The sequence below is a fragment of the Variovorax sp. CF079 genome (assembly GCF_900101545.1).
Lineage (GTDB): Bacteria > Pseudomonadota > Gammaproteobacteria > Burkholderiales > Burkholderiaceae_C > Variovorax.
Genome location: NZ_FMZU01000012.1, coordinates 1 through 20,327, shown reverse-complemented (window position 1 = coordinate 20,327; position 20,327 = coordinate 1). Strand labels below are relative to the sequence as shown.

The following is a 20,327-nucleotide window of genomic DNA, read 5'->3' as shown; positions in this document are numbered from 1 at the left end:
CGCCGCAGGATCAGCCGGCTTCCGCGTCGAAGAGCACGTCCAGTGCGCTGACCACCGCCACGAGTCCGACGACGCCGGCCGCAGCCGCTATGGCCCAGAACAGGACATCGTCGATCCAGGCATCTCCGAGCGCGCCGAACAGTGTGGAAAGCTCCATGATTCGCTCCAGATCATCGTTGCGGGACGGTTCGACAGGCGCTGCATGCCGGCTGCGAGCAAGCCATGAGCTTAGATTTGACACCGCGCAAACCCCGTAGTGGCCGCGCGCTCCGGCGTGTGGGAGCGGCGAGGAGTACACAGTAGGACCGCACTGACGGCTTTGTGGGCTTGCCTACGCCGCTTCGCGTACCTATCTATGCCCGCCAGCCGCGGCGGGCTATAGGATGAAGCGGCTGCGCTCGGCACCAAACCTGCTTGTGCGGCATCACACCTCTGACCTTCGCAACCGGCCCGCGCCACCATGCTCATCAAAATCGGTTTCGACATCGAACTCGGCGTCACGGCGCCCACGGCGTTGCTCTACATGCTGCAGGTGCATCCTTCGCGCGCCGCCGACATCGCGGACGGCGAGCACATCACGATCAGTCCGCCGCTCTACACCGACCACTACCGCGACGCCTTCGACAACCATTGCGCGCGCGTGCAGGTGCCCGCCGGCGTGAGCAGCGTGCGTCTGCGCAACGAAGCGGTGGTCTTCGACACCGGCTGGGCCGACCCGATCGACCTGGGGGCCGTCGAGCACATGCCGGCCGATCTGCCGGTGGAAACGCTGCCCTTCCTGCTGCCCAGCCGCTACTGCGAGGTCGACAGCGAACTGCTGCAGTTCGCATGGAACACCTTCGGCCAGGTGCCCAAGGGCTGGCCGCTGGCGCAAGCCATCTGCGACTACGTGCACCAGCACTTGCGCTTCGACTACCAGCGTGCACGCGCCACGCGCACCGCACTCGAAGCGTGGCGCGAGCGCGTCGGCGTGTGCCGCGACTTCACCCACCTGGCGATCACGCTGTGCCGCTGCATGAACATTCCGGCGCGCTACGTGACCGGCTACCTCGGCGACATCGGCATTCCGCCCGTGCCCTACCCGATGGATTTCAGCGCCTGGTTCGAGATCTACCTCGGCGAGCGCTGGCACACCTTCGATGCGCGTCACAACACGCCGCGCATCGGCCGCATCACCATCGCGCGCGGCCGCGACGCGGCCGATGTGCCCATCACGATGGTGTTCGGGGAGAACACGCTTCAGCGCTTCGAGGTGACCACCGACGAGGTGGTCTGAAGTTTCAGTCCGGCGGCGGCGTGTAGCCGAGCGTCTTCATCGCCGCGCCCAGGCCCTTTCGGCTCTTCTCCATCGCAGCCCACGGCTTGTTGCCGATGGCGATGCGCTCGCCGATGTTGCCGACCGTCCATTGCGATGCGCTCTTCAGCTCGGGCAGCTCGTCCCATTCGAGCGGCACCGACACGCCCAGCCCCGGCCGCGAACGCGCCGACCAGGCGCTGACCGTGGTGGCGCCGAAGCCGTTGCGCAGGTAGTCGACGAAGATCTTGCCGACCCGGTTGCGCGGCCCGCTCTTGGCGACGAAGCGATCGGGGATGGTCTGCGCCAGGTGCTGGACCGCCGCCTGCGAGAAGCCCTTGACCGCATCCCAGCCGTGGTGGCGCCGGATCGGCACCAGCACGTGCAGGCCCTTGCCGCCGCTGGTCTTCAGGAAGGCCGGCAGGCCGAGTTCGGTGAGCAGCGTGCGCACCAGCATCGCGGCCTCCAGCATCTTCGGCCATTCGACGCCATCGCCCGGGTCTAGGTCGAAGGTCATGCGGTCCGGCTTGTCGATCGCATTCGAGGTGGCATTCCAGGTGTGCAGCTCGATCACGTTCATCTGCGCGGCCGAAAGCACGCCTTTGGCGCTGTCGATCTGCAGCATCGGCTCGTGGTCGGGGTCGAGCGCCGGGTCCAGCAGCTTCACGCCCGGCAGCTCGCTCTGGTTGGCATGCTTCTGGAAGAACAGCTCGCCGCCGACGCCCTCCGGCGCGCGCACCAGTGCCACCGGCCGGCCCTTCAGATGCGGCAGCAGGAGCGCCGACACCTCGTGATAGAAGGCGACGAGCTCGCCCTTGGTGGTGCCGCTCTTCTTGTCGATCACGCGCTCGGCGTGGGTGATGCGCAGGTCCATGGTGCGGCTCGCTCCTTTGTTGCTGCTGCTGCCGGCGCGCGCGGCGGCAGCCGGCTTGGGCGGCGCCTGCGCTTTCTCGCGGCGGATCTCGGTGGCCGGCTTGTCGGTGCGCAAGCCCTGGAAGACGGCCTGGCGCACGCGACCATCGCGCGTCCACTCGCCGAAGGAGATCTCGGCCACCAGCTTCGGCTTGACCCATTGCGCCTTGACGCCGGCGGGCCGCTCGTCGAAGGGGCAGTCGTCGCTCGCCAACTTGTCGAGCCGGGCCTTGATGTCCGCCAGGCGATCGGCGTCGAAGCCGGTGCCGACGTTGCCGCAGTACTTGAGCGCGCCCTGGTCGTCGCACACGCCGAGCAACAGCGAGCCGAAACCCGTGCGCGCGCCCTTGGGTGCGGTGTAGCCGCCGATCACGAACTCCTGCCGCTGCTGGTTCTTGAGCTTGATCCAGGTCGGCGAGCGGCGCGAGACATAGCCCGAACCCTTCAGCTTGCCGATGATCCCCTCGAAGCCGAGCTGCGCGGACGACGCCAGCAGAGCGCGCGGCGCGGCCTCGAAGGCCTCGGACAGCCGCAGCGACGCCGGCGGCTTCTTGCCCAGCAACTTCGCCAGCAACGCGCGGCGCTCTTCCACCGGCGTCTCGCGCAGGTCGCGGCCGTCGAGGAAGGGCGCATCGAAGAGCCAGTAGACGATCGATGAGGTGGCGCCGCGTTCGAAGGCGTTCTGCAGCGCCTGGAAATCCGGCGCGCCGTTCTCGCCATGCACCACGATCTCGCCGTCCAGCCAGGCCGAGCGCGTGGGCAGCTTCGCGAGCGCCTTCACCAGGCCGAGAAGCTTCGCGCTCCAGTCGTGGCCGTTGCGCGTGATGCATTGCACCTTGTCGCCGTCGATGCGCGCCAGCAGACGGTAGCCGTCGAACTTGAGTTCGTACAGCCAGTCGTCGGCCGCCGCGGGCGGCGCCGCGACCAGCGTGGCGAGCTGGGGTTCGAGGCCGCGCGGCAGCGCGGCCCTGGGTGCGGCTTTCGCCTTCTTCGCTGCAGGCGGCTGCTTCGTCGTCGTCTTTGCGGCCGGCGGCACCGGGTCGTCGACGCCGCGGCCGCTCAGCACGCTGTCGGGCAGTTCTTCCACCACGTCGAAGTCGGCCAGCGGGCGCGCTTCATCGTCGTTCTCCTTGATCAGGAGCCAGGGCTCCTGCTTCTCGTCCTTGCCGCGCATGCGCACCAGCGTCCAATGGCCGCGCAGCTTGTCGCCGTACAGCTCGAACTTGAGCTTGCCCTCGGCCAGCCCCTGGCGCGCATCGCCCTCGGCCGCCCACTCGCCGCGGTCCCAGACGATCACCGTGCCGGCGCCGTACTGCTTGGGCGGGATGGTGCCTTCGAAGTCGGCGTAGGAGACCGGATGGTCTTCCACGTGCACCGCCATGCGCTTGACGCTCGGATCGAGGCAGGGGCCCTTGGGCACGGCCCAGCTCTTGAGCGTGCCGTCGAGCTCGAGCCGGAAGTCGTAGTGCAGGCGGCTCGCATGGTGCTTCTGGACCACGAAGGAATGCGCGCCTCGGCCGGCACGGCCGGCCGTGCGCGGCTCCGGCGTCTTCTTGAAATCGCGCTTGCCGTGATAGCGCGCCAGCGCTTCGCGCGCACTCGGTTTGCTCGCCACGCGCTGCCTCAGGCCGCCTTATGGCGCGATGCGGACTTGCGGGCCGGCGCGCGCTTGCGTGCCGTGGCCTTGGCGGCCGGCTTGCGGGTCGGCTTGGCTTCTTCCGGCTCTTCCTCCTCGTCTTCAGCCGCCGCCTTGCCGCCCTTGCGCAGGCTGCGCTGCAGCAGCTCGGTGAGGTCGAGGATCTTCGCGCCAGAACGCCCTGCCTGTTCCTCGATCGGCTCGAGCTTCGTGACCTCCTCGGTCTGGCCCGCTTCGACCTTCTGGTCGACCAGCCGCATGATCTCGTCCTTGAACGAGTCCTTGAATTCATCGGGGTCCCAGTCCGAGCTCATGTCCTTGACCAGTTCCCCGGCCATCTTGAGTTCGCGCTCCGAAAGGCCCACCTGCTTGGCGCTTTCGGAAGGCAGGGGCAGGTCTTTCCATGGCCGGATGTCGGCACCCCAGCGCAGCAGGTTCAGCACCAGCCCCGGCCCCACCGGCACCAGCGCCGCGAGATGCTGCTTGGTCTGGATCACGACCCGGGCGACGCCGATGCGGCCGGCGCGCTTGAGCGTTTCGCGCAACAGCGCGTAGACCTTGCCGCCGCGGTTGATCGGCGCGACGTAGTAGGGCCGCTCGAGGTAGACGAAGGGGATGCTGTCGGCCGGCACGAAGGTCTCGATCTCGATGGTCTGCGTGGTCTTGGGGTAGGCGTCGGCGATTTCCTTGTCGCTCAGCACCACGTACTCGCCGTCCTCGTACTCGATGCCCTTCACGATCTGCTCGCGCGCGATCTCCTTGCCGGTCTTCTTGTTGACGCGCTTGTAGCCCACCGGGTCCATGGTGCGCTTGTCGAGCCAGTCGAAGTCGATGTTGTGGTCGACGGTGGCCGAGTACAACGCCACCGGGATGTGGACCAGGCCGAAACTGATGGCGCCCTTCCACAGGACGCGCGGTGCGGGGGTTTTGGATGTGGGCATGACGGCGATCCTCCGGAGCGCCACCGTAGGGCGGGCGGCCGGCGCCGCATGTAGGAACGCGGCGTTGCGCGTCGTAAGGCCTAGGCGGCGAAGCCGTAGAGCTCGGCCGGGTTGTCCACCAGCAGCTTGCGGCGCGCGGCTTCGCTGTCGAAGAGCGCCAGCGCCCAGTCGAGCAGGGCCGCATTGGAGGGCTCGGGCTTGACGTTGGGATGCGGCCAGTTGCTGGCCCAGACGCAGCGCTCGGGATAGCGCCGGGCCAGCAGGCGCGCGAGCGGCACAGCGTCGGCGTACGCGGGCGGGCCGCTCTTGGAGGTCTCGTAGGGCGCGGCCAGCTTGATCCAGCAGTTGCCCTTGTCGAGCAGGCGGCAGAGTGTGCCCACGGCCTCGCCGTCGAGCGCCACGGGTCCGAGGAACTTGCCGATGTGGTCAATGACGAAGCGCCCCGGCAGGCGCGCCAGCATCGCCATGTGCTGCGGCAGCTCGCGCCCGTCGAGCTGCAGGTTGATGTGCCAGGAAAGCGGCGCGATCCGCGCGGCCATGCCCTCCAGACTGGACCAGGGCAGCAGGCCGCCCGACAACATCATGAAGCGCACGCCGCGCATGCCGGCACGGTGCAGGCGCTCGAGCTCGGCATCGGCCACCTCGGGCGGCACCACCGCGATGCCGCGCGCCTCGGCGCCCAGCTGCTCCAGCGCCGACAGCGTGCAGCGGTTGTCGAAGCCGTAGCCCGTGGGCTGGACCACGATGGTGCGCGTGAGGCCGAGCGCCTGCTGCACCTCGCGGTAGGCCGAGGCCGGCGCATGCGGCGGCTTGAAGGTCGCGGTCGGCGCGAGCGGCCAGGCGTCTTCGTAGATGTGGACATGGCAATCGCAGGCGCCGGCGTAGTCGATGGGAGCAATCGTCATGCGGCAAGCCTCCATTGCGCAATCCGCGTGGCATGCGCCGCATTCACGGCGCCGGGCGGCATCTCGCCGCGCATCAGCGCGGCGATCTGAGACACGGTCTCGAGCGCCTGGTGCTCCACCGCCGGCAGCGTGAGCCCGCCGATGTGCGGCGTGGCGACGACGCGCGGATGGCGCGCGAGCGCCGGCGCGGGCATCTGGTCGGGCGCGCGCCCGACGTCGAGCGCGGCGCCGGCCAGGCGGCCGGATTCGAGCGCGGCGAGCAGGGCCTCGTCGTCAACCAGCTCGCCGCGCGCCGCATTGATGAAGAAGGCGCCCGCCTTCATGGCCGCGAAGGCTTCGGCGTTCATGAGCTTCTCGGTCTGCGCGTTGGCCGGCGCCAGGCAGACGACGAAGTCGGACTGCGCCAGCAGCGCCGGCAGCGCGACCTGCTCGCGCATCGGCTGCCTGGCGATCGGCTGCGGATCGTTGACCAGCACGCGCATGCCGAAGGCCTGCGCCAGATCGCCGAGATAACGGCCGATCGCACCGAAGCCGATGATGCCCAGCGTCGACGCGCGCAACTGCCGGCCCATGAAGGGCGCCGGCGGCTCGCCGCGGTGATAGGCCTGCGTGTAGCGCCCGATGCCGCGGGCGAGGTCGACCATCGCGGCGACGATCCACTCGGCAACCGCCGGCACGAAGCCCGGGCTGGCCTGCGTCACCAGCACGCCGTGCCGGCTCGCGGCCTGGACGTCGACGGTGCGGATGTCGACCGCGCAGCGCACGAAGGCGGCCAACTGCGGCAGGTCGCGGAAGAGCGATTCGGGGCCGGGCGTCTGCCGGTACGCGATCAGCGCATCGCAGCCCTGCGCCGCGGCCACCAGTTCGGGCGTCGAGAGCTCGCGCGCCTCGGGATTGAAGCGCACTTCGGCGATCGCCTCCAGCGCCTGGGTGGCCTTGGGGCCGAAGTACTGCGTCAGCTTGTCGGCTGGATGCGTCACGAAAACGGTCGTCATGTGGCTGCCTTCTCGGGCTTTGTTTTTCTTGTGCTGCGGGGCCGGCCGGCCGCGGGCGGCGGCGGCGCGACGGACTCGCGTTCGATCAGTTGAACTTCGGCGAAGACCTGCTCGCGTTCGTCCTCGCCGGCCTCGCTCGGGTGTTGCATCACGCGCTCGACCATGGCGCGCGCCATCTCGCGCACCGGCAACTGCACCGTGCTCAGCATCGGGTTCGACAAGGTCGCGAGGAACAGGCCGTCGATGCCCACCACCGAAACCTCCTCCGGCACGCGCAGGCCGGCTTCGCGCAGTCCCGCCATCAGCCCGAGGGCCATCAGGTCGTTGAGCGCGACGATGCCTGTCGGATGCTCGGGTAGGCCTGCGATCTGCAGCGCGGTCGCGCGGCCGACCTCGGCGATCACCGAATCGCCGTATTCGTTGAGCGCGCCGCCGTCGAGCACCTGAGCACTCGCACGCAGGCCTGCGGCCTCGGCGGCGGCGAAGAAGCCGTCGATCTTGGCGCTGCGGCTCATGGTCATGCCGGCCACGGTGGCGAAGGCCAGGCGCCGGTGGCCCTTGTCGATCAGGTGCTGCGTCGCCAGGCGCGCGGCCTCGAAGTTGTCGGGCATCACGTGGCCCACCTTCGAAGGCTTGCCCGGCGTCGCGCCGCGGTCGTAGCTCACCACCACCATGCCGCGCTCCACCGCCGACTCGAAGTGGCGCTCGTCGGCCAGCGAGGAGATCACGATCACGCGCCGCACGCCGTGCGCCAGCAGGTCTTCGAAGAAGGCGCTTTCCTTCTCGCGGTCGCGGTAGGTGCTGCCGATCAGGAGGCGAAAGCCGAAGCGCTCCTGCGCGATGCTTTCGATCTCGCGCGCGATGTAGCCGTACATCGGGTTCGCCATCGACGGCACCAGCAGGCCCAGGAGCGGCGTCTGTCCGGTCTTCAGCTGCTGGGCCAGCTTGCTGGGCCGGAACTGCAGCGCCTGGATCGACGCCTCGACGCGCGCCAGCGTTTCGGCGCGCATGCGGTCGGTGCGGCCATTGAGCACGTTGGACACGGTGCTCACCGACACGGCGGCATGGCGGGCGACGTCCTGGATGGTGGTCATGAATTCGGTTTTCTCGGCTACAGCCCGAGCCGGTTCGGGAGCCACAAGGAGAACGACGGGACGAGCACCAGCACGACCAGCGTCACCAGGAGCACTGCCAGGTATTTCATCATGGGCCGGGCCACGTTCTTCACCTCGGTGCCGGTGATCGCGCAGGTGGCGAACAGGCCGAGACCGATGGGCGGCGCGAACAGGCCCAGGCCCATCGCGATCACCATCACCGTGCCGAAGTGCAGCGGGTTGATGCCCAGCTGCTGCGCGATCGGCGTCAGCAGCGGGCCGAAGATGATCAGCGCCGGCGCGCCTTCGAGCACGGCGCCGAAGACGATCATGATCGCCACCGACAGCAGGATGAACATCACGCTGCCGTACTGCTGCGCGAAGGCGATCATGGTGGACGACACCAGCTGCGGGATCTGCTCGATGGTCAGCGCGAAGGACACGCTGGACGCGGCCGCGACGATGAACAGGATGCTGCCCGCCATCGAGGCCGAGCGCACGAAGAGCTGCGCCATGGCGCGCGCGCTGAGCTCGCGGAAGGCCAGGCTGCCGACCACCAGCGCATAGACCACGGCGAAGGCCGAGACCTCGGTCGAGGTCGCGACGCCCGAGGTCACGCCTTTGCCGATCATGCCCACCATGACGATCGCGACCAGCGCGCCGCCGAGCAGTTTGAAAAGCGGCGTGCGCTTTTCGAAGGCATCGTCGGGATTGATCTTGCGCCCGACGATGATCGCCAGCGCGCCCAGCGTCAGCGCCATCACGGCCGCGGGCACCAGGCCGGCCATGAAAAGGCCGGCGATCGAGATGTTGGCCACGAAGCCCATGATGATCATGTTGATGCAGGGCGGGATGGTCTCGGCCATCACGGCCGTGCAGGCCAAGAGGCCCGCGGCTTCATTCGGGTCCTGCTTGGTGCGGCGCACCGCCGGCATCACGATGCCGCCCACCGCGGCGATGTCGGCCAGCTTGGAGCCCGACACACCCGAGAAGAAGGCAGTCGCGGTGATGGTGATCAGGCCCAGCCCGCCGCGCACGCGGCCGAAGATGCGCAGCAGCAGCTCGATCAGCCGCGAGGACATGCCGTTGGACTCCATCAGCAGGCCGGCCAGCACGAAGAAGGGAATGGCCAGCAGCACGAAGTGGTCGGTGCCGGCCATGACCTGCTGCGAGTAGATCAGCATCGGCAGCGAAGGATCGGAGAGAAAGTAGAGCAGCGCCGAGAAGGCCAGCACGAAGCCGATCGGCACGCCCAGCACCAGCCCGCCGATGAAGCCGGCCGCCAGCAGCAGGCCGCTCGGGATCGCATGCTGCGGCACCAGCGCGTTCCAGCCGAAGACCGTCGCCGCGAGCAGCACGCAGGCAGCCAGCGTACCGAGCACCACGCGGCGCGGACCGTTGAGCGCATTGGCCAGGCCGAACAGCGTCATGAACAGGCTGCCGATCACCACCGGATAGACGTAGAGCCATTGCGGCAGGCCGATCGAGGTGGTCTGTCCGTAGGTGTCGACGAGCAGCAGGGTCGACGAGACGAAGAGGCTCGCGGCCACGCCCGCGATGATCCAGTGGCTCACCTGCATCAGCGCCGGCTGCCAGTGCGCGGGCAGCAGGTGGCGGAACAGGTCGATGCCCACGTGCTGGCTGCGCGCGAGCACGGTGGCAGCGCCGAAGAAGACCAGCACGATCATCAGCGCACGTGCGATCTCCTCGGCCCAGTCCACCGGGTCGTGCAGGAAGTAGCGGAACACGACCGAGAGGAAGACCACGACCACGTCGGCCGCCAGCACGACGGCCGACAGGATCTCGGTCCAGCGGTTCAGTGCGCTGAGCCAGCCGCCCGAGACGGTGTCGTGGCGAAAGCCCAGCGCGGGTGCGGCAACCGCGGACATGGTCTCAGGCCCTGGCCGCGTTGACGGCAGCGAAGAGCGGCGCCGTCACCGGGTACTGCTTGGCGAAGTCGGCCCAGAGCCTGCTTTCCATCTCCTTGCGCACAGCGGCGCGGTCGGCCGCGGCCATCGGGAAGAAGCTCATGCCCTTGCGCTGCAGTTCCTCGATCGCGGCCTTGCCCTTGTCGCTCGCGATGGCGCGCTGCTGCGTGGTCGCATCGTGGACCGCCTTCAGGAAGGCCGGGCGCAGGCTGGCGGGGATCTTGTCCATGCCGCGCTTGCCGATCACCACCACCATCGGGCTGAACAGGTGCTCGGTGAGCCAGCAGGACTTGACCACCTCGTTGAGCTTGCTGGCCAGCACCGTGGCCGCATCGTGCTCGAAGCCGTCGACCACGCCGGTCTGCGCCGCCATGTAGAGCTCGCCGAAGGGAATCGGGGTGGGGATCGCGCCCATCAGCTTGAAAGTCTCGATGAAGGCCGGCGTGGGCAGCACGCGCAGCTTCACGCCCTTGATCTCCGCCAGCGACTTGACCGGTGCCTTGGTGTAGACGCTGCGCGCGCCGAAGTGCGAGGCCCAGGTCAGGATGGTGCAGCCCGAGCGCTTCTGCAGCAGTTCGTTGAGGGTTGTCCCGGCCGGGCCTTCGAGCGCCTTGCCGGCATGGGCGTAGCTGTCGAACAGGTAGCCCAGGTCGAGCATGCCGATCTCGGGCGAGATGGTGGCGAAGATGGAGGAGCCGGTCACCATCATGTCGACCGAGCCGACCTTCACCTGCTGAACCACGTCGCTTTCCTTGCCCAGCTGGTTGTTGGGGAAGTAGTCGATGCGGATGGCGTCGCCGACGGCCGCCTTGAGATTGGCCTGCAGGCGCTGGCACCACACGTAGTGGGCGGCGTTGTCGTCCGCCAGCATCGAGGAGGAGAAGCGCAGCGCAATGGTCGATTGCGCGCGGACGAGGGCAGGAAATCCTGCAAGGGCGGCCAGCGATGCGGCAGCGCCCGCATGCACGAATCGGCGGCGTGGGATCGAAACCATGCTTTGTCTCCAGTCTTGTATCGAAAGAGTGCACAGAATCGCGGTGTATCGATTTACTGTACCGGTTTACTATATCGATATACAAGCTGGCTGCCGATCAGGGTTTCCCCGCCCTCCGCGGGGAAATGTCAGCGCGAACCGTCCGGCCTCAGGATCAGCCTGCCATCGGGAGCTCGCTCGCAGGTGCCCGAGAGGGTGTCGCCGCGCCGCCCCGGCATCTCGAAGCGCGCGCCTTCGGCTTGGCCGGCGCAGGCGTCCGACACTTCCGGAGGCGGTCCGCGGTAGGCGAAGGGCGGCATCGAAGCGCCGGGCCGGGGCGGCGGCGCGAACGGTGGAGGCGGGGGCGGCAGCATGATGCAACCCGTCAAGGTCGCGGCCAGCAGAAGGGCCGTGCAGGCGTGTGTCGTTTTCATTCGTTCATCCAGTCGAGGGATGGGACGAAGTGTGCGAATCGACTTGGGAGAAATCTGGGAAGGGTTTCCTATTCCTATTCGAGCGGCGCCTCGAACGCGAAGCCCACACCGTAGACGGAACGGATCCAGTCGTGCGAGGGTGCGGCGCACGAGAGCTTGCGGCGCAGGTTCTTGACGTGGCTGTCCACGGCCCGTTCGGACACGTCGGCGTCGTCCTCGTAGGCCAGTTCCAGGAGCCGGGCGCGCGAGAAGATGCGGCCGGGGTGCCGAGACATCGCCTGCAGCAGACGGAACTCGCGCCGCGTCAGGTTGAGCGCGGTGCCGTTCAGCGATGCGCGCCAGTGCACGTCGTCCAACTGGAGGGACGCGGTCGCCTTGTCCGCCGCCTCTTCGGTTTGAACGCGCCGCAGAACAGCCTTCACGCGCGCTACGACTTCGCGCGGCGAGAAGGGCTTGCACACGTAGTCGTCGGCGCCCAGTTCCAGGCCAAGCAGGCGGTCGACCTCCTCGATGCGCGCGGTGAGCATGATGATCGGGTGCCGGGTGTGCACGCGGGCCTGCCGCAGCACACTCAGGCCATCGAGGCCCGGCAGCATGATGTCCAGCAGGCTGAGGTCGGGCGGCGCCTCGAGCATGCGGGCCAGCGCGCTGTGGCCATCGGCCATGTGCTCGGTCTCGTGGCCGGCATGGCGCAGGTAGTCCTGCAGCACCGAGGCGATGTCGGCTTCGTCTTCGACGATGAGGATTCGGCTCATGACGTTGGCGCCAGCGGGAGCCACAGCGTGATCTGCACGCCGCCGAGGGGAGACGCCGAGGCGTCGATCTCGCCGCCGTGCGCCTCGATCGTGGCGTGGCAGATGGACAGGCCGAGGCCGGAGCCGCCCAGCGCGCGGCTGCGCGACCCTTCGGCGCGGAACAGCCGCTCGAACAGCCGCGGCAGCTCGTCGGCCGCGACGCCCGGCGCGCTGTCGTCGAAGCGCAGCACCAGCCGCTGCGCGCCGCTGCTGCCTTCGACGGCGGCGCCGATGCGCAGAGCGCCGCCCGCATCGGTGTAGGAGAGTGTGTTTTCGAGCAGGTTCATGAAGACCTGGTGCAGGCGATGCGCATCGCCGTCGACCACCGGTTGCGATTGTGCCGCCAGGGCCTCGATAGCCTGCGCATCCACCGCAATGCGGTGCTGGGCGAAGCGATTGCGCGTCATGGCCAAGGCCTCCTTCAGCAAGGTGAGCGGAAAGACGGGCGCCTTCGTCAACGATTCGGCCGGCGGATCGCGCATGCTGCTGCGCAGGTCGTCGACCAGCTGGCCCAGCCGCATGACCTGCCGGTGCAGCCGCAATGCGGTGCGATCGTCGAAGCTGCGCACGCCATCCTGCAAGGCCTCGATCTCGGCGCGCATGGCGGCGAGCGGCGTGCGCAGCTCGTGCGCCACGTCCGCCAGCCAGGCGCGCCGCGAGGTCTCGACCGTGTCCAGGCGCTCGGCCATGTTGTTGAAGGTGCGGCCCAGCAAGGCCAGTTCGTCCGAACCGCGCACCTGCACGCGGGTGCCGAGCCGTCCGCGCGCCACGTCCTGCGCACCCTGCGTGAGCGCATCGATCGGGCTGAGCCAGCGCCGCGCCAACTGCCAGGACAGCACCAGCGCGAAGACCAGGCCGACGAGGCCGGTCAGCACGATGACCCCCGACTGGCGCGCGAAGAACGCCCGGTCGGCTTCGCTGTCGAGTCCTTCGACGGGCGCCAGCACCAGATGGCCGATGACCAGGCGGCCGCTGCGTATCGGCAGCAGGGCGGCCGACGCCATATCGACGCTGGCGCCGGCGACCCGTGCGCCGGATGCGTCCACCACGCCCAGCCGCTGGTAGATCGAATCTGCCGCTTCTCGCGGATCGGCGAAAAAGCCGGGCGGAGGCGGAGGCATGAAATGCCTGGGCAAGAGCTCCAGCTGCGGCGCGAAACCAGGCGGAGGACGGTCTTCGAAGCGCCGCGGCCGTGCGTACCACGGCGGCAGCCGGGCATCGTCCTTGTCGCGGGTCTCGACCTGCGCCGTGCCCGGATCCCCCATCTGCAGCCGATGCCAGGCGCCCTCGTCCTTGCGCAGCTTGTCCCAGCTGCCGTTGGCGGCGTAGTGCTTCTGCAGCAACTGCGCCAGCCAGTCCATGCGGCGGATCTCGATCTCCGCGACATAGGGGCCCAGGCCGCGCTGCAGCGCAAAGATGGAAAAGGCCGCGGAAAGCAGCAGCAGGACGACCAGCAGGGTGGCCAGGGCGAAGAAGATCTTTCTGCTGAGCGTCAGGCGTGGCATTGGTGGGGAGGTCGGCGCATGGCCGCATTCTGCGGCACGCGCGTGGCGGCAGTTCCATCACGCGCGGCGGGCGGATGTTGGAAGCCGAATTGGGAGGAAATTGGGAGAAGGTCCGAGCGGAGGCTCCCACGCAAACCCTGCGCCATAGACCGATCGGATCCACTCGTGCGTGGGCGTGACGACGCCAAGTTTGCGCCGCAGGTTCTTGACGTGGCTGTCGATCGCACGATCGGTCACGTCGGCTCCGGCGCTGAACGTGAGTTCGAGCAGGCGTGCTCGCGAATAGATGCGGCCCGGATGCCGCGACAGCACCTGCAGGAGGCTGAACTCGCGGCGCGTCAGATTGAGCGCTGTTCCGTCGAGCGAGGCTCGCCAGTACACGCCGTCGAGCACCAGGCCTGGCAGGTCCTGCCTGGTTCGGGTCCTTGCATCGTTGGGGGAAAAGCGCCGCAACACAGCGCCCACGCGTGCGACCAGCTCGCGCGGAGAAAAGGGTTTGCACACATAGTCATCGGCACCGAGCTCGAGGCCGAGCAGGCGGTCGAGCTCCTCGATCCGGGCAGTGACCATGATGACCGGGTGGTCGGTGTGCTCGCGCGCGCTGCGAAGTACTTCGATGCCATCGAGGCGTGGCAGCCCGATATCGAGCAGTGTCAGGTCGGGCGGCGATTCGACGATGTGCTCGAGCGCACCTTGGCCATCGGCGAAATGCGTGGTTTCGTAACCCGCAGCGCGCAGGTAGTCCTGAACGACCGATGCGATGTCGAGTTGGTCCTCGACGATGACGATGCGGGCCATCAGGTTGCCGGGACGCGACTCATTGAGTCGTCAGGGCCGAGGCTCCTTCCCTGCCTTCCCTGCCTTCCCTGCAGTTGTGCATGTGGTCGTCGATCGTCAGCTCGCCCTGGATGTCCACCAGCAATTGCACCGTCCGTTCGATGGCATCGGCACTCAGGAGCGGATAGCTTCGCGCGGTACGGCCGTTGTTGCGTGCCAGGCGCGCGATATAGGACAGGTCCTGATGCGTGACGATGGCGGCCGGCATCACGCCTTCGAGCTCGACGCCTTCGCAAGGCAGCAGGACGAAATACTGCAGCCTCAGGTCGTCGGGCAGCAGGCTTCGCAGTTGCGTGGTCTTGCGGCCGCCCTGCAAGGCAGGGTCCGAGACCTCGCGAGCCCTGCTGCACCCATGGAGGCGCAAGAACCAGCGCGGCGGCGCCTGGTCGGAGTTCTTCCGGTAGACAAAGGCGTTTCGCCAAGCCTTGATCTCGAAGAGATAGACGCCGGTTTCGCACACGATCACGGCATCGATCCTGGCGGTGCGCACCGGGCAAGCTGCGGGCATCGGGATGACGAGGTCCCGCAAGACGCGCATGTGAGGGAACGCAGGACCGAATGTACGGACGAGCTGCTGCACGCCCAGCGATGCCGCCAGCTCGTGGAAAGACGCTGTGCCGGGGATGCGGTATGGGCTCTGGACCGGGTCCGATGTCGGGTATCCGTGGCGGGGCAGCATGGACACTGCGCCGCCGTGCGTTCTCTGCAAGGAAATGGTGGTCATTCAGGGCTCCTTCGAATCCCGAGGATCACGCGTCTTTTGGGAGACTTTAGGTAGAGCATCGAGCAGCGCCGATCTCGAAGCCGGGCTGCCGTCGATCGACGTTCCGTTGCCCAGCCGAGCAAAGAGTGCGATCCAAGCGACCGCGAGATCGCCGTTGGCGACGGCGACCATTTGCAGATGCTGCAACAGTCCCAGGAAATCCTCCATGAGCTGGATTTCCGACATTTCGCCCCGATCGCGGCGCTTCTTGGCCGCCTCGAATTCGGCATTCGCGTCGCGCATCCGGTTGTATGCGGCGTTCGCGATATCGCTTTGCGTTTGCAGGCGCTGCAAGGCCTCGGACACTTCGTTTCGCGCCTGGGCCACGATGGCGAGATAGAGGGGATGGCCGAGGAGCGCCGCCTGAGCCTCATCGTTCGCCGCGCGCTCGCTCGACGCATCCGTGGTCTCGATCGCGTCGGCGAGTGCTGCCGCCGAGTCGATGCCGTAGAGCGCCGCAGCGAGATTGACATCGTCGCGGTTTGCGAGCAACCCCTCCGGCAGCGCACTCGGCACCGGCGCAAGGAACTTGGGAAGCGTTCTCGTCCGGTCTGCGAGGGCGGCGCCGATGACGTCGGTCAGGGCCGCTTCCGACATGCCGCACTGGGCGGCAAGAAACGCGATATGGATTTCGCGCTGCGCCCTGATCTTCCTGATCGCATCGTCAGCCTTGGTCTTGCGGCCGACGAGTTCCTTGATGAAGTCATCGTGCTCCGGATTGCTCGCAATCATCAGCTGCAACTGCCGTGTGACGGCGGATCGCGCGTTCTCCAGGTACGTCAGGCTGAAGGCCTGTACCCTGAGCGAGACGTATGCGGCGGCAACACCGATCTCGACAGGCACTGCATTCAGCGGCCTCGCAGCGCTCGTCGAAGCTGGATGCCGGCGTGCCATCCCGATCAGCTCGTTCATCGTCTCGTCGTCAAAGCCGGACCACCAAGACTGCGAACGGGAGGGCATCGCGCCGTCGAGGAACGATGCGACTTCGAGGGCCGAATTGGAACTCGTCGTAGCGCGGCTTGTGTCGGCGCAGCCAAGCGCCAGCGTGCCGCAGATCACTGCCATCAGTGGCCAGGAGCGAATCATGTGTGTGGATCTCCAGCAGTCGGTCTTCAACCGCTCGCGCTTTCGCGTTGCGACAGCGGGCGATGCCGACATCATTTCGTGCGAATGGGGAGAAATCTAAGCGGCTCGCTGAGACGAGGTTCCAAGCCGACGCTTTGCAGATGGTGCGTACAAACAACGGGCAATGCGATGCATCCCGCACTTACCAGATTCCTCCAACTTTGAACGAGACCATCCGACCAGCTGCCCGATGAGGGCGGTCGCGATGTTGTCCAGGATCGCCTCGCACCTGGACCAATTTCGGCCTGTTGAGCGGGTCATGGCTCGAAGAGGTCGTGCCTCGTTCGAAACCGGAGAAAACCTGAATGAAAAAATCCCTTACGGCAATCGCCGCTCTCGCTGTGACCGGCCTGGCCGCTGCGCAGTCGTCCGTCACGATGTTCGGCGTCGTTGACGCCGGCGTCAGCTATCAATCTGCGACTTCACGAGATGCGGCGACCGGCGCCAGCTCCAAGCAGACCAGGACGACGCTCTCCAATTCCGGCTACAACTCGAGCCGCATCGGTTTCCGCGGCACCGAAGACCTCGGCGGCGGCCTCGCCGCCAGCTTCTGGCTCGAAGCGCCGATCACCAACGACGACGGCGCGACGGGCATCTCCACCTTCAACCGCCGCTCGACGGTGAGCCTGTCCGGCGGCTTCGGCGAACTGCGCCTGGGCCGCGACTACACGCCCACCTTCTGGAACGACACCGTGTTCGACCCCTTCGGCACCAACGGATCGGGCACCAACGTGATCAGCTCCGTCAACGGCAGCACCGGCCTGAACAACACGAACTACGTGCGCGCCAGCAACTCGATCGGCTACTTCCTGCCGCCGAACCTGGGCGGCTTCTACGGCCAGCTCCAGTACAGCCTGCACGAGAACACCGACAGCAGCACGGCGGCCGACACGGCGTCGACCAACAGCAACGCCGGGCGCTACATCGGTGGGCGCTTCGGCTGGGCGAACGGGCCGCTGGACGTCGCAGTGTCGGCGGGCCAGAACATCGCCGTCGACACCCTGGCACTCACGCGCAAGGTGCAGACCATCAACCTCGGCGCGTCCTACGACTTCGGGCCGGTCAAGCTGTTCGGTGAACTCTCGAACGTGCAGAACAAGTTCGATACCGCGCTCGGCAACGCTCATGACAGCTACAACGGCTACCTGATCGGCGCGACCGTTCCCGTGGGTGCAGGCCTGATCCGCGCGTCGTACTCCACGGTCCGCTACAACGAAGGCGCCGCCGGCATCACCGGCGAGGATCCGCGCGTTCAGAAGTTGGCCCTGGGCTATGTGCACAACCTGTCCAAGCGCACCGCGCTGTACGCCACCGTCGCGCGCGTGAACAACCGCAACGATGCGGCCTACACCGGCAGCCTGAGTTCGGCGATCACCACGGGCTACAGCAGCAACGGCGTGAGCTACACGGGCCTGCCGCGCTCCTCCACCGGCTACGACTTCGGCATCCGCCACGCTTTCTGATAGCGCACTACGAGTCGCGACGGGACTCTGCCCCGTCGCGACCCGGCCTTGTCATCAACCTAGCGCCCCGAGTGGTGCCATTTGCCGTGCCTGGCATCACGGCTCCCCTGCCGATTGCCAAGGCGAGAAACCCCGGAGGTTTCGGGCTGGATGCCTACCTGGCCGCGTTGCGGTCGGCAATCATCTTCGGCGTGATGAAGATCAGGAGCTCGGTCTTCTTCATCTCGCGCGTGCGCGATCGAAACAAGGTGCCGACGACCGGGAGTTCGCCCAGCACCGGAACGCGCGACTCGTCGTTGTTGTCCGTCAGTTCGAAGATGCCGCCAATCACGACCGTCCCGCCGTTGTCGACCAGCACTTCGGTCTGCACATGCTTGGTGTTGATCGCGTAGCCGGCGGTTGTCGATTGCCCGACGGAATCCTTGTTCACGTCCAGCGTCAGGATGATGTTGCCTTCCGGCGTGATCTGCGGCGTGACCTCGAGCTTGAGGTTCGCTTTCCTGAACGCGACCGAGGTGGCACCGCTCGAAGTGGCCACCTGGTAGGGAAGCTCGGTGCCCTGTTCGATCAGGGCCTTGGTCTGGTCGGCGGTGACGACGCGCGGGCTCGCCACGACCTTGCCCTTGCCATCCTCTTCCAGCGCGGATATTTCGAGGTTCAGGATCTTCGACATGCTGGCGTTGTAGAGGGAGACGGCAAAGCTTCCCACCGAGGCGCCGCTTGAGCTGCTCGCCGGCAGGTTGACGAAATTGCTGGTGGAGGTCTCCGAAAAGGAGGCGGTGCCGTCGCTGCTCGTCGTGGGCTGGGTGCCGATCGAGCTGCGGCTGCCCCTGGACGACCCGCCGAACTTGACGCCCAGCGATTTGCTGAAGGTGTCCGACGCCTCGACGATGCGCGCCTCGATCAGCACCTGGCGCACGGGGACGTCGAGCTTCTGGATCAGCTCGGCCACCTGCGCGAGGCGCGAGGGGATGTCCGAAACGAAGAGCTGGTTGGTGCGCGATTCGGCGATCACGCTGCCGCGCGCGCTGAGAATGCGCGTCGTCGTGCCCGCGCCGCCGCCGCTGGAAGTGCCGGTGCCGGTCAGGCCCTGTGCGATCGCGATGGCCTTGGTGTAGTTGAGCTGGAAGGACTGGGTGCGCATCGGCTCCAGGTTCTGGATCGTGGCCTGCGCCTCGAACTTGAGTTTCTCCTTGGCGTTGATCTCGTCCTCGGGTGCGATGCGCAGCACGCTGCCGCTCTTGCGCATGCCCAGGTTCTTGGCCTCCAGGATGATGTCCAGCGCCTGGTCCCAGGGCACGTCCTTCAGGCGCAGCGTGAGCGTGCCGGTGACGGAGTCCGAGGTCACGATGTTGAAGTTCGTGAAGTCGGCAATCACCTGCAGCAGCGAGCGGATCTCGATGTTCTGGAAGTTCAGCGAGAGCTTCTCGCCGCTGTAGCCGGCGCCCTGCGCGAGCTTGGTCGGATCGACCTTGCGCGGGCGCACTTCGACGACGAGCTGGTTCTCGCTCTGGTAGGCGCTGTGCTCCCAGTCGCCCTTGGGCTCGATGGTCATGCGCACGCGGTCGCCGGACTGCTGCGTCGTCACCAACTGGACGGGCGTGCCGAAGTCCGAAACGTCCAGACGGCGGCGCAGGCCCTCGGGCAGGGTCGACTTGGTGAATTCGACCACCAGGTTCTTGCCTTGCTGGCGAATGTCGACGCCCACCTGGTTGTTGGCCAGGTCGACGATCACGCGGCCGGTGTTGTCCGAGCCCAGGCGGAAATCGACGTCGCGCAAGGGCAAGGTGTCCCGGTTGCGGTTCTCGGCAAATGCGGAAGGCGTGGAAGCAACCAATGCGGCGCCCGGAACGGGCTCCAGCGAAATCAACAAGGACTTGCCCTTGATCTCAGCCTTGTACGCGGTAGCCTGCTTCAGGTTCAGGACCAGGCGCGTTCGCTCAGCCGCCTGCACCACGTTGACCGAGCGCAGATTGCCCTGGTTGACGTCGATCGCCGAGCGGCCGACGGCGTTCGCGACCTCCGGGAAATCGAGCGCGATGCGCGCCGGCGACTGGACGGAAAAGCCGTTCGGCGGCGCGGCCAGCGGCTGCGCGAAATCGACACGGATGACTTCCGAGCCGGATTGCATCGAACTCGTGACCGATTCGATCGCGTTCTGCGCCTGGGCTGCGACGGCGGCACCGGCCATCGCGAGCAGAAGAGATGCGGTGCGCAGCAATGGCGCGATGGGCGAGTTTTGTTCGTTCACTTGGAGCTCATGTTGGCAGCGGTTATGGACAGCCAGTGCCGGCATTGATTGGGTGTGACCCCTCTCCAGCGCACTGGTCTTCGCCCTGTGACTTTGTGTGTCAACTGCGGAGACATTGAGGAATTCGCAGATCGGCGCCGTCAGCCTTCGATCGCTGTTGCCGCGGCCCCACGCCGGCGGTGCGGAGCAGCTCCCAGATTTCTCCGAACTCGGCATCGATCATCGGTGCCATGAACTTCGCTCGGCATGTGCGCCGCTCACCCGACGGCACCGCCCCTGCGGCGCCGTGCTTCGCCCCATTCATCCCTGCAACAGGCACTCGCTTCCGCCTCCGTCGCGTGGCGGCGTTCATCGGCATGGCCGTGTCCGCATGCGCCGCCTGGGCCGCCTGGGCCGTCGAGCCCTTCACGGTACGCGACATCCGGGTCGAAGGCCTGCAACGCGTGGAGCCCGGCACCATCTTCGCCTCGCTGCCGC

Annotated in this window: 17 protein-coding genes; 2 read left to right on the top strand and 15 right to left on the bottom strand. The window is 67.2% G+C overall.

Annotated elements, in window-relative coordinates; genetic code table 11:
- Positions 1 to 10: 10 nt before the first annotated feature.
- Positions 11 to 157, bottom strand: coding sequence for a hypothetical protein (locus tag BLS74_RS34405; protein WP_170855624.1), 147 nt, complete (start codon positions 155 to 157; stop codon positions 11 to 13).
- Between the two features lie 303 nt (positions 158 to 460).
- On the opposite strand from BLS74_RS34405, the gene BLS74_RS16970 reads away from it, so the two are divergent.
- Positions 461 to 1,276 (top strand): transglutaminase-like domain-containing protein, encoded by an 816-nt coding sequence (locus BLS74_RS16970; RefSeq protein WP_093108310.1) that lies wholly within the window; start codon positions 461 to 463, stop codon positions 1,274 to 1,276.
- A gap of 4 nt (positions 1,277 to 1,280) precedes the next feature.
- Here BLS74_RS16970 and ligD read toward each other — a convergent pair whose 3' ends face one another.
- From ligD to BLS74_RS16905, 13 genes are all read right to left on the bottom strand, one after another.
- Positions 1,281 to 3,821: a DNA ligase D gene (ligD, locus tag BLS74_RS16965; protein ID WP_093108309.1), complete on the bottom strand. Its 2,541-nt coding sequence runs from the start codon at positions 3,819 to 3,821 to the stop codon at positions 1,281 to 1,283.
- A gap of 8 nt (positions 3,822 to 3,829) precedes the next feature.
- A complete protein-coding gene (locus tag BLS74_RS16960; protein WP_093108308.1) occupies positions 3,830 to 4,783 on the bottom strand; it encodes a non-homologous end joining protein Ku in 954 nt (317 codons plus the stop codon).
- 80 nt (positions 4,784 to 4,863) lie between these two features.
- Positions 4,864 to 5,688 carry an amidohydrolase family protein gene (locus tag BLS74_RS16955; protein ID WP_093108307.1) on the bottom strand — a complete coding sequence of 275 codons (825 nt, stop codon included), beginning with the start codon at positions 5,686 to 5,688 and terminating at the stop codon, positions 4,864 to 4,866.
- Positions 5,685 to 6,683 (bottom strand): hydroxyacid dehydrogenase, encoded by a 999-nt coding sequence (locus tag BLS74_RS16950; RefSeq protein ID WP_093108306.1) that lies wholly within the window; start codon positions 6,681 to 6,683, stop codon positions 5,685 to 5,687. The genes BLS74_RS16955 and BLS74_RS16950 overlap by 4 nt, the downstream gene beginning before the upstream one ends.
- The gene (locus BLS74_RS16945) at positions 6,680 to 7,777 is read right to left on the bottom strand and encodes a LacI family DNA-binding transcriptional regulator (RefSeq protein ID WP_093108305.1); all 1,098 of its coding nucleotides are present in this window, start codon (positions 7,775 to 7,777) and stop codon (positions 6,680 to 6,682) included. Before BLS74_RS16945 ends, BLS74_RS16950 begins: the two co-directional genes overlap by 4 nt.
- 17 nt (positions 7,778 to 7,794) lie before the next feature.
- Positions 7,795 to 9,666, bottom strand: coding sequence for a TRAP transporter large permease (locus BLS74_RS16940; protein WP_093108304.1), 1,872 nt, complete (start codon positions 9,664 to 9,666; stop codon positions 7,795 to 7,797).
- Positions 9,667 to 9,670: 4 nt separating this feature from the next.
- A complete protein-coding gene (locus tag BLS74_RS16935) occupies positions 9,671 to 10,699 on the bottom strand; it encodes a TRAP transporter substrate-binding protein (RefSeq protein ID WP_093108303.1) in 1,029 nt (342 codons plus the stop codon).
- Positions 10,700 to 10,827: 128 nt separating this feature from the next.
- A complete protein-coding gene (locus BLS74_RS16930) occupies positions 10,828 to 11,112 on the bottom strand; it encodes a hypothetical protein (RefSeq protein WP_093108302.1) in 285 nt (94 codons plus the stop codon).
- Between the two features lie 74 nt (positions 11,113 to 11,186).
- On the bottom strand, positions 11,187 to 11,867 hold the full coding sequence (locus BLS74_RS16925; protein ID WP_093108301.1) for a response regulator: 681 nt from the start codon (positions 11,865 to 11,867) through the stop codon (positions 11,187 to 11,189).
- Positions 11,864 to 13,411, bottom strand: coding sequence for an ATP-binding protein (locus tag BLS74_RS16920; RefSeq protein WP_093108300.1), 1,548 nt, complete (start codon positions 13,409 to 13,411; stop codon positions 11,864 to 11,866). Before BLS74_RS16920 ends, BLS74_RS16925 begins: the two co-directional genes overlap by 4 nt.
- A gap of 57 nt (positions 13,412 to 13,468) precedes the next feature.
- A complete protein-coding gene (locus tag BLS74_RS16915; protein ID WP_093108299.1) occupies positions 13,469 to 14,209 on the bottom strand; it encodes a response regulator in 741 nt (246 codons plus the stop codon).
- Positions 14,210 to 14,228: 19 nt separating this feature from the next.
- On the bottom strand, positions 14,229 to 14,972 hold the full coding sequence (locus BLS74_RS16910; RefSeq protein ID WP_244503902.1) for a nuclease-related domain-containing protein: 744 nt from the start codon (positions 14,970 to 14,972) through the stop codon (positions 14,229 to 14,231).
- Positions 14,973 to 16,097: a TolC family protein gene (locus BLS74_RS16905; RefSeq protein ID WP_093108298.1), complete on the bottom strand. Its 1,125-nt coding sequence runs from the start codon at positions 16,095 to 16,097 to the stop codon at positions 14,973 to 14,975. It abuts the gene before it with no gap.
- A 344-nt stretch (positions 16,098 to 16,441) separates the two neighbouring features.
- On the opposite strand from BLS74_RS16905, the gene BLS74_RS16900 reads away from it, so the two are divergent.
- Positions 16,442 to 17,599, top strand: coding sequence for a porin (locus tag BLS74_RS16900; RefSeq protein ID WP_093108297.1), 1,158 nt, complete (start codon positions 16,442 to 16,444; stop codon positions 17,597 to 17,599).
- Positions 17,600 to 17,753: 154 nt separating this feature from the next.
- Here BLS74_RS16900 and pilQ read toward each other — a convergent pair whose 3' ends face one another.
- Positions 17,754 to 19,850, bottom strand: a complete 2,097-nt coding sequence (gene pilQ, locus BLS74_RS16895) for a type IV pilus secretin PilQ (protein ID WP_093108295.1) — start codon at positions 19,848 to 19,850, stop codon at positions 17,754 to 17,756.
- Between the last annotated feature and the right edge of the window lie 477 nt (positions 19,851 to 20,327).

What these genes read in the sequence shown, in the direction of transcription:
- BLS74_RS16900 (WP_093108297.1), top strand. Translation starts at nt 16,442, where the DNA reads ATGAAAAAATCCCTTACGGCAATCGCCGCTCTCGCTGTGACCGGCCTG.
- BLS74_RS16925 (WP_093108301.1), bottom strand. Translation starts at nt 11,867, where the DNA reads ATGAGCCGAATCCTCATCGTCGAAGACGAAGCCGACATCGCCTCGGTG.
- BLS74_RS16970 (WP_093108310.1), top strand. Translation starts at nt 461, where the DNA reads ATGCTCATCAAAATCGGTTTCGACATCGAACTCGGCGTCACGGCGCCC.
- BLS74_RS16915 (WP_093108299.1), bottom strand. Translation starts at nt 14,209, where the DNA reads ATGGCCCGCATCGTCATCGTCGAGGACCAACTCGACATCGCATCGGTC.
- BLS74_RS16955 (WP_093108307.1), bottom strand. Translation starts at nt 5,688, where the DNA reads ATGACGATTGCTCCCATCGACTACGCCGGCGCCTGCGATTGCCATGTC.
- BLS74_RS16960 (WP_093108308.1), bottom strand. Translation starts at nt 4,783, where the DNA reads ATGCCCACATCCAAAACCCCCGCACCGCGCGTCCTGTGGAAGGGCGCC.
- BLS74_RS16940 (WP_093108304.1), bottom strand. Translation starts at nt 9,666, where the DNA reads ATGTCCGCGGTTGCCGCACCCGCGCTGGGCTTTCGCCACGACACCGTC.
- BLS74_RS16910 (WP_244503902.1), bottom strand. Translation starts at nt 14,972, where the DNA reads ATGACCACCATTTCCTTGCAGAGAACGCACGGCGGCGCAGTGTCCATG.
- BLS74_RS16905 (WP_093108298.1), bottom strand. Translation starts at nt 16,097, where the DNA reads ATGATTCGCTCCTGGCCACTGATGGCAGTGATCTGCGGCACGCTGGCG.
- BLS74_RS16920 (WP_093108300.1), bottom strand. Translation starts at nt 13,411, where the DNA reads ATGCCACGCCTGACGCTCAGCAGAAAGATCTTCTTCGCCCTGGCCACC.
- BLS74_RS16930 (WP_093108302.1), bottom strand. Translation starts at nt 11,112, where the DNA reads ATGAAAACGACACACGCCTGCACGGCCCTTCTGCTGGCCGCGACCTTG.
- BLS74_RS34405 (WP_170855624.1), bottom strand. Translation starts at nt 157, where the DNA reads ATGGAGCTTTCCACACTGTTCGGCGCGCTCGGAGATGCCTGGATCGAC.
- BLS74_RS16935 (WP_093108303.1), bottom strand. Translation starts at nt 10,699, where the DNA reads ATGGTTTCGATCCCACGCCGCCGATTCGTGCATGCGGGCGCTGCCGCA.
- BLS74_RS16950 (WP_093108306.1), bottom strand. Translation starts at nt 6,683, where the DNA reads ATGACGACCGTTTTCGTGACGCATCCAGCCGACAAGCTGACGCAGTAC.
- BLS74_RS16945 (WP_093108305.1), bottom strand. Translation starts at nt 7,777, where the DNA reads ATGACCACCATCCAGGACGTCGCCCGCCATGCCGCCGTGTCGGTGAGC.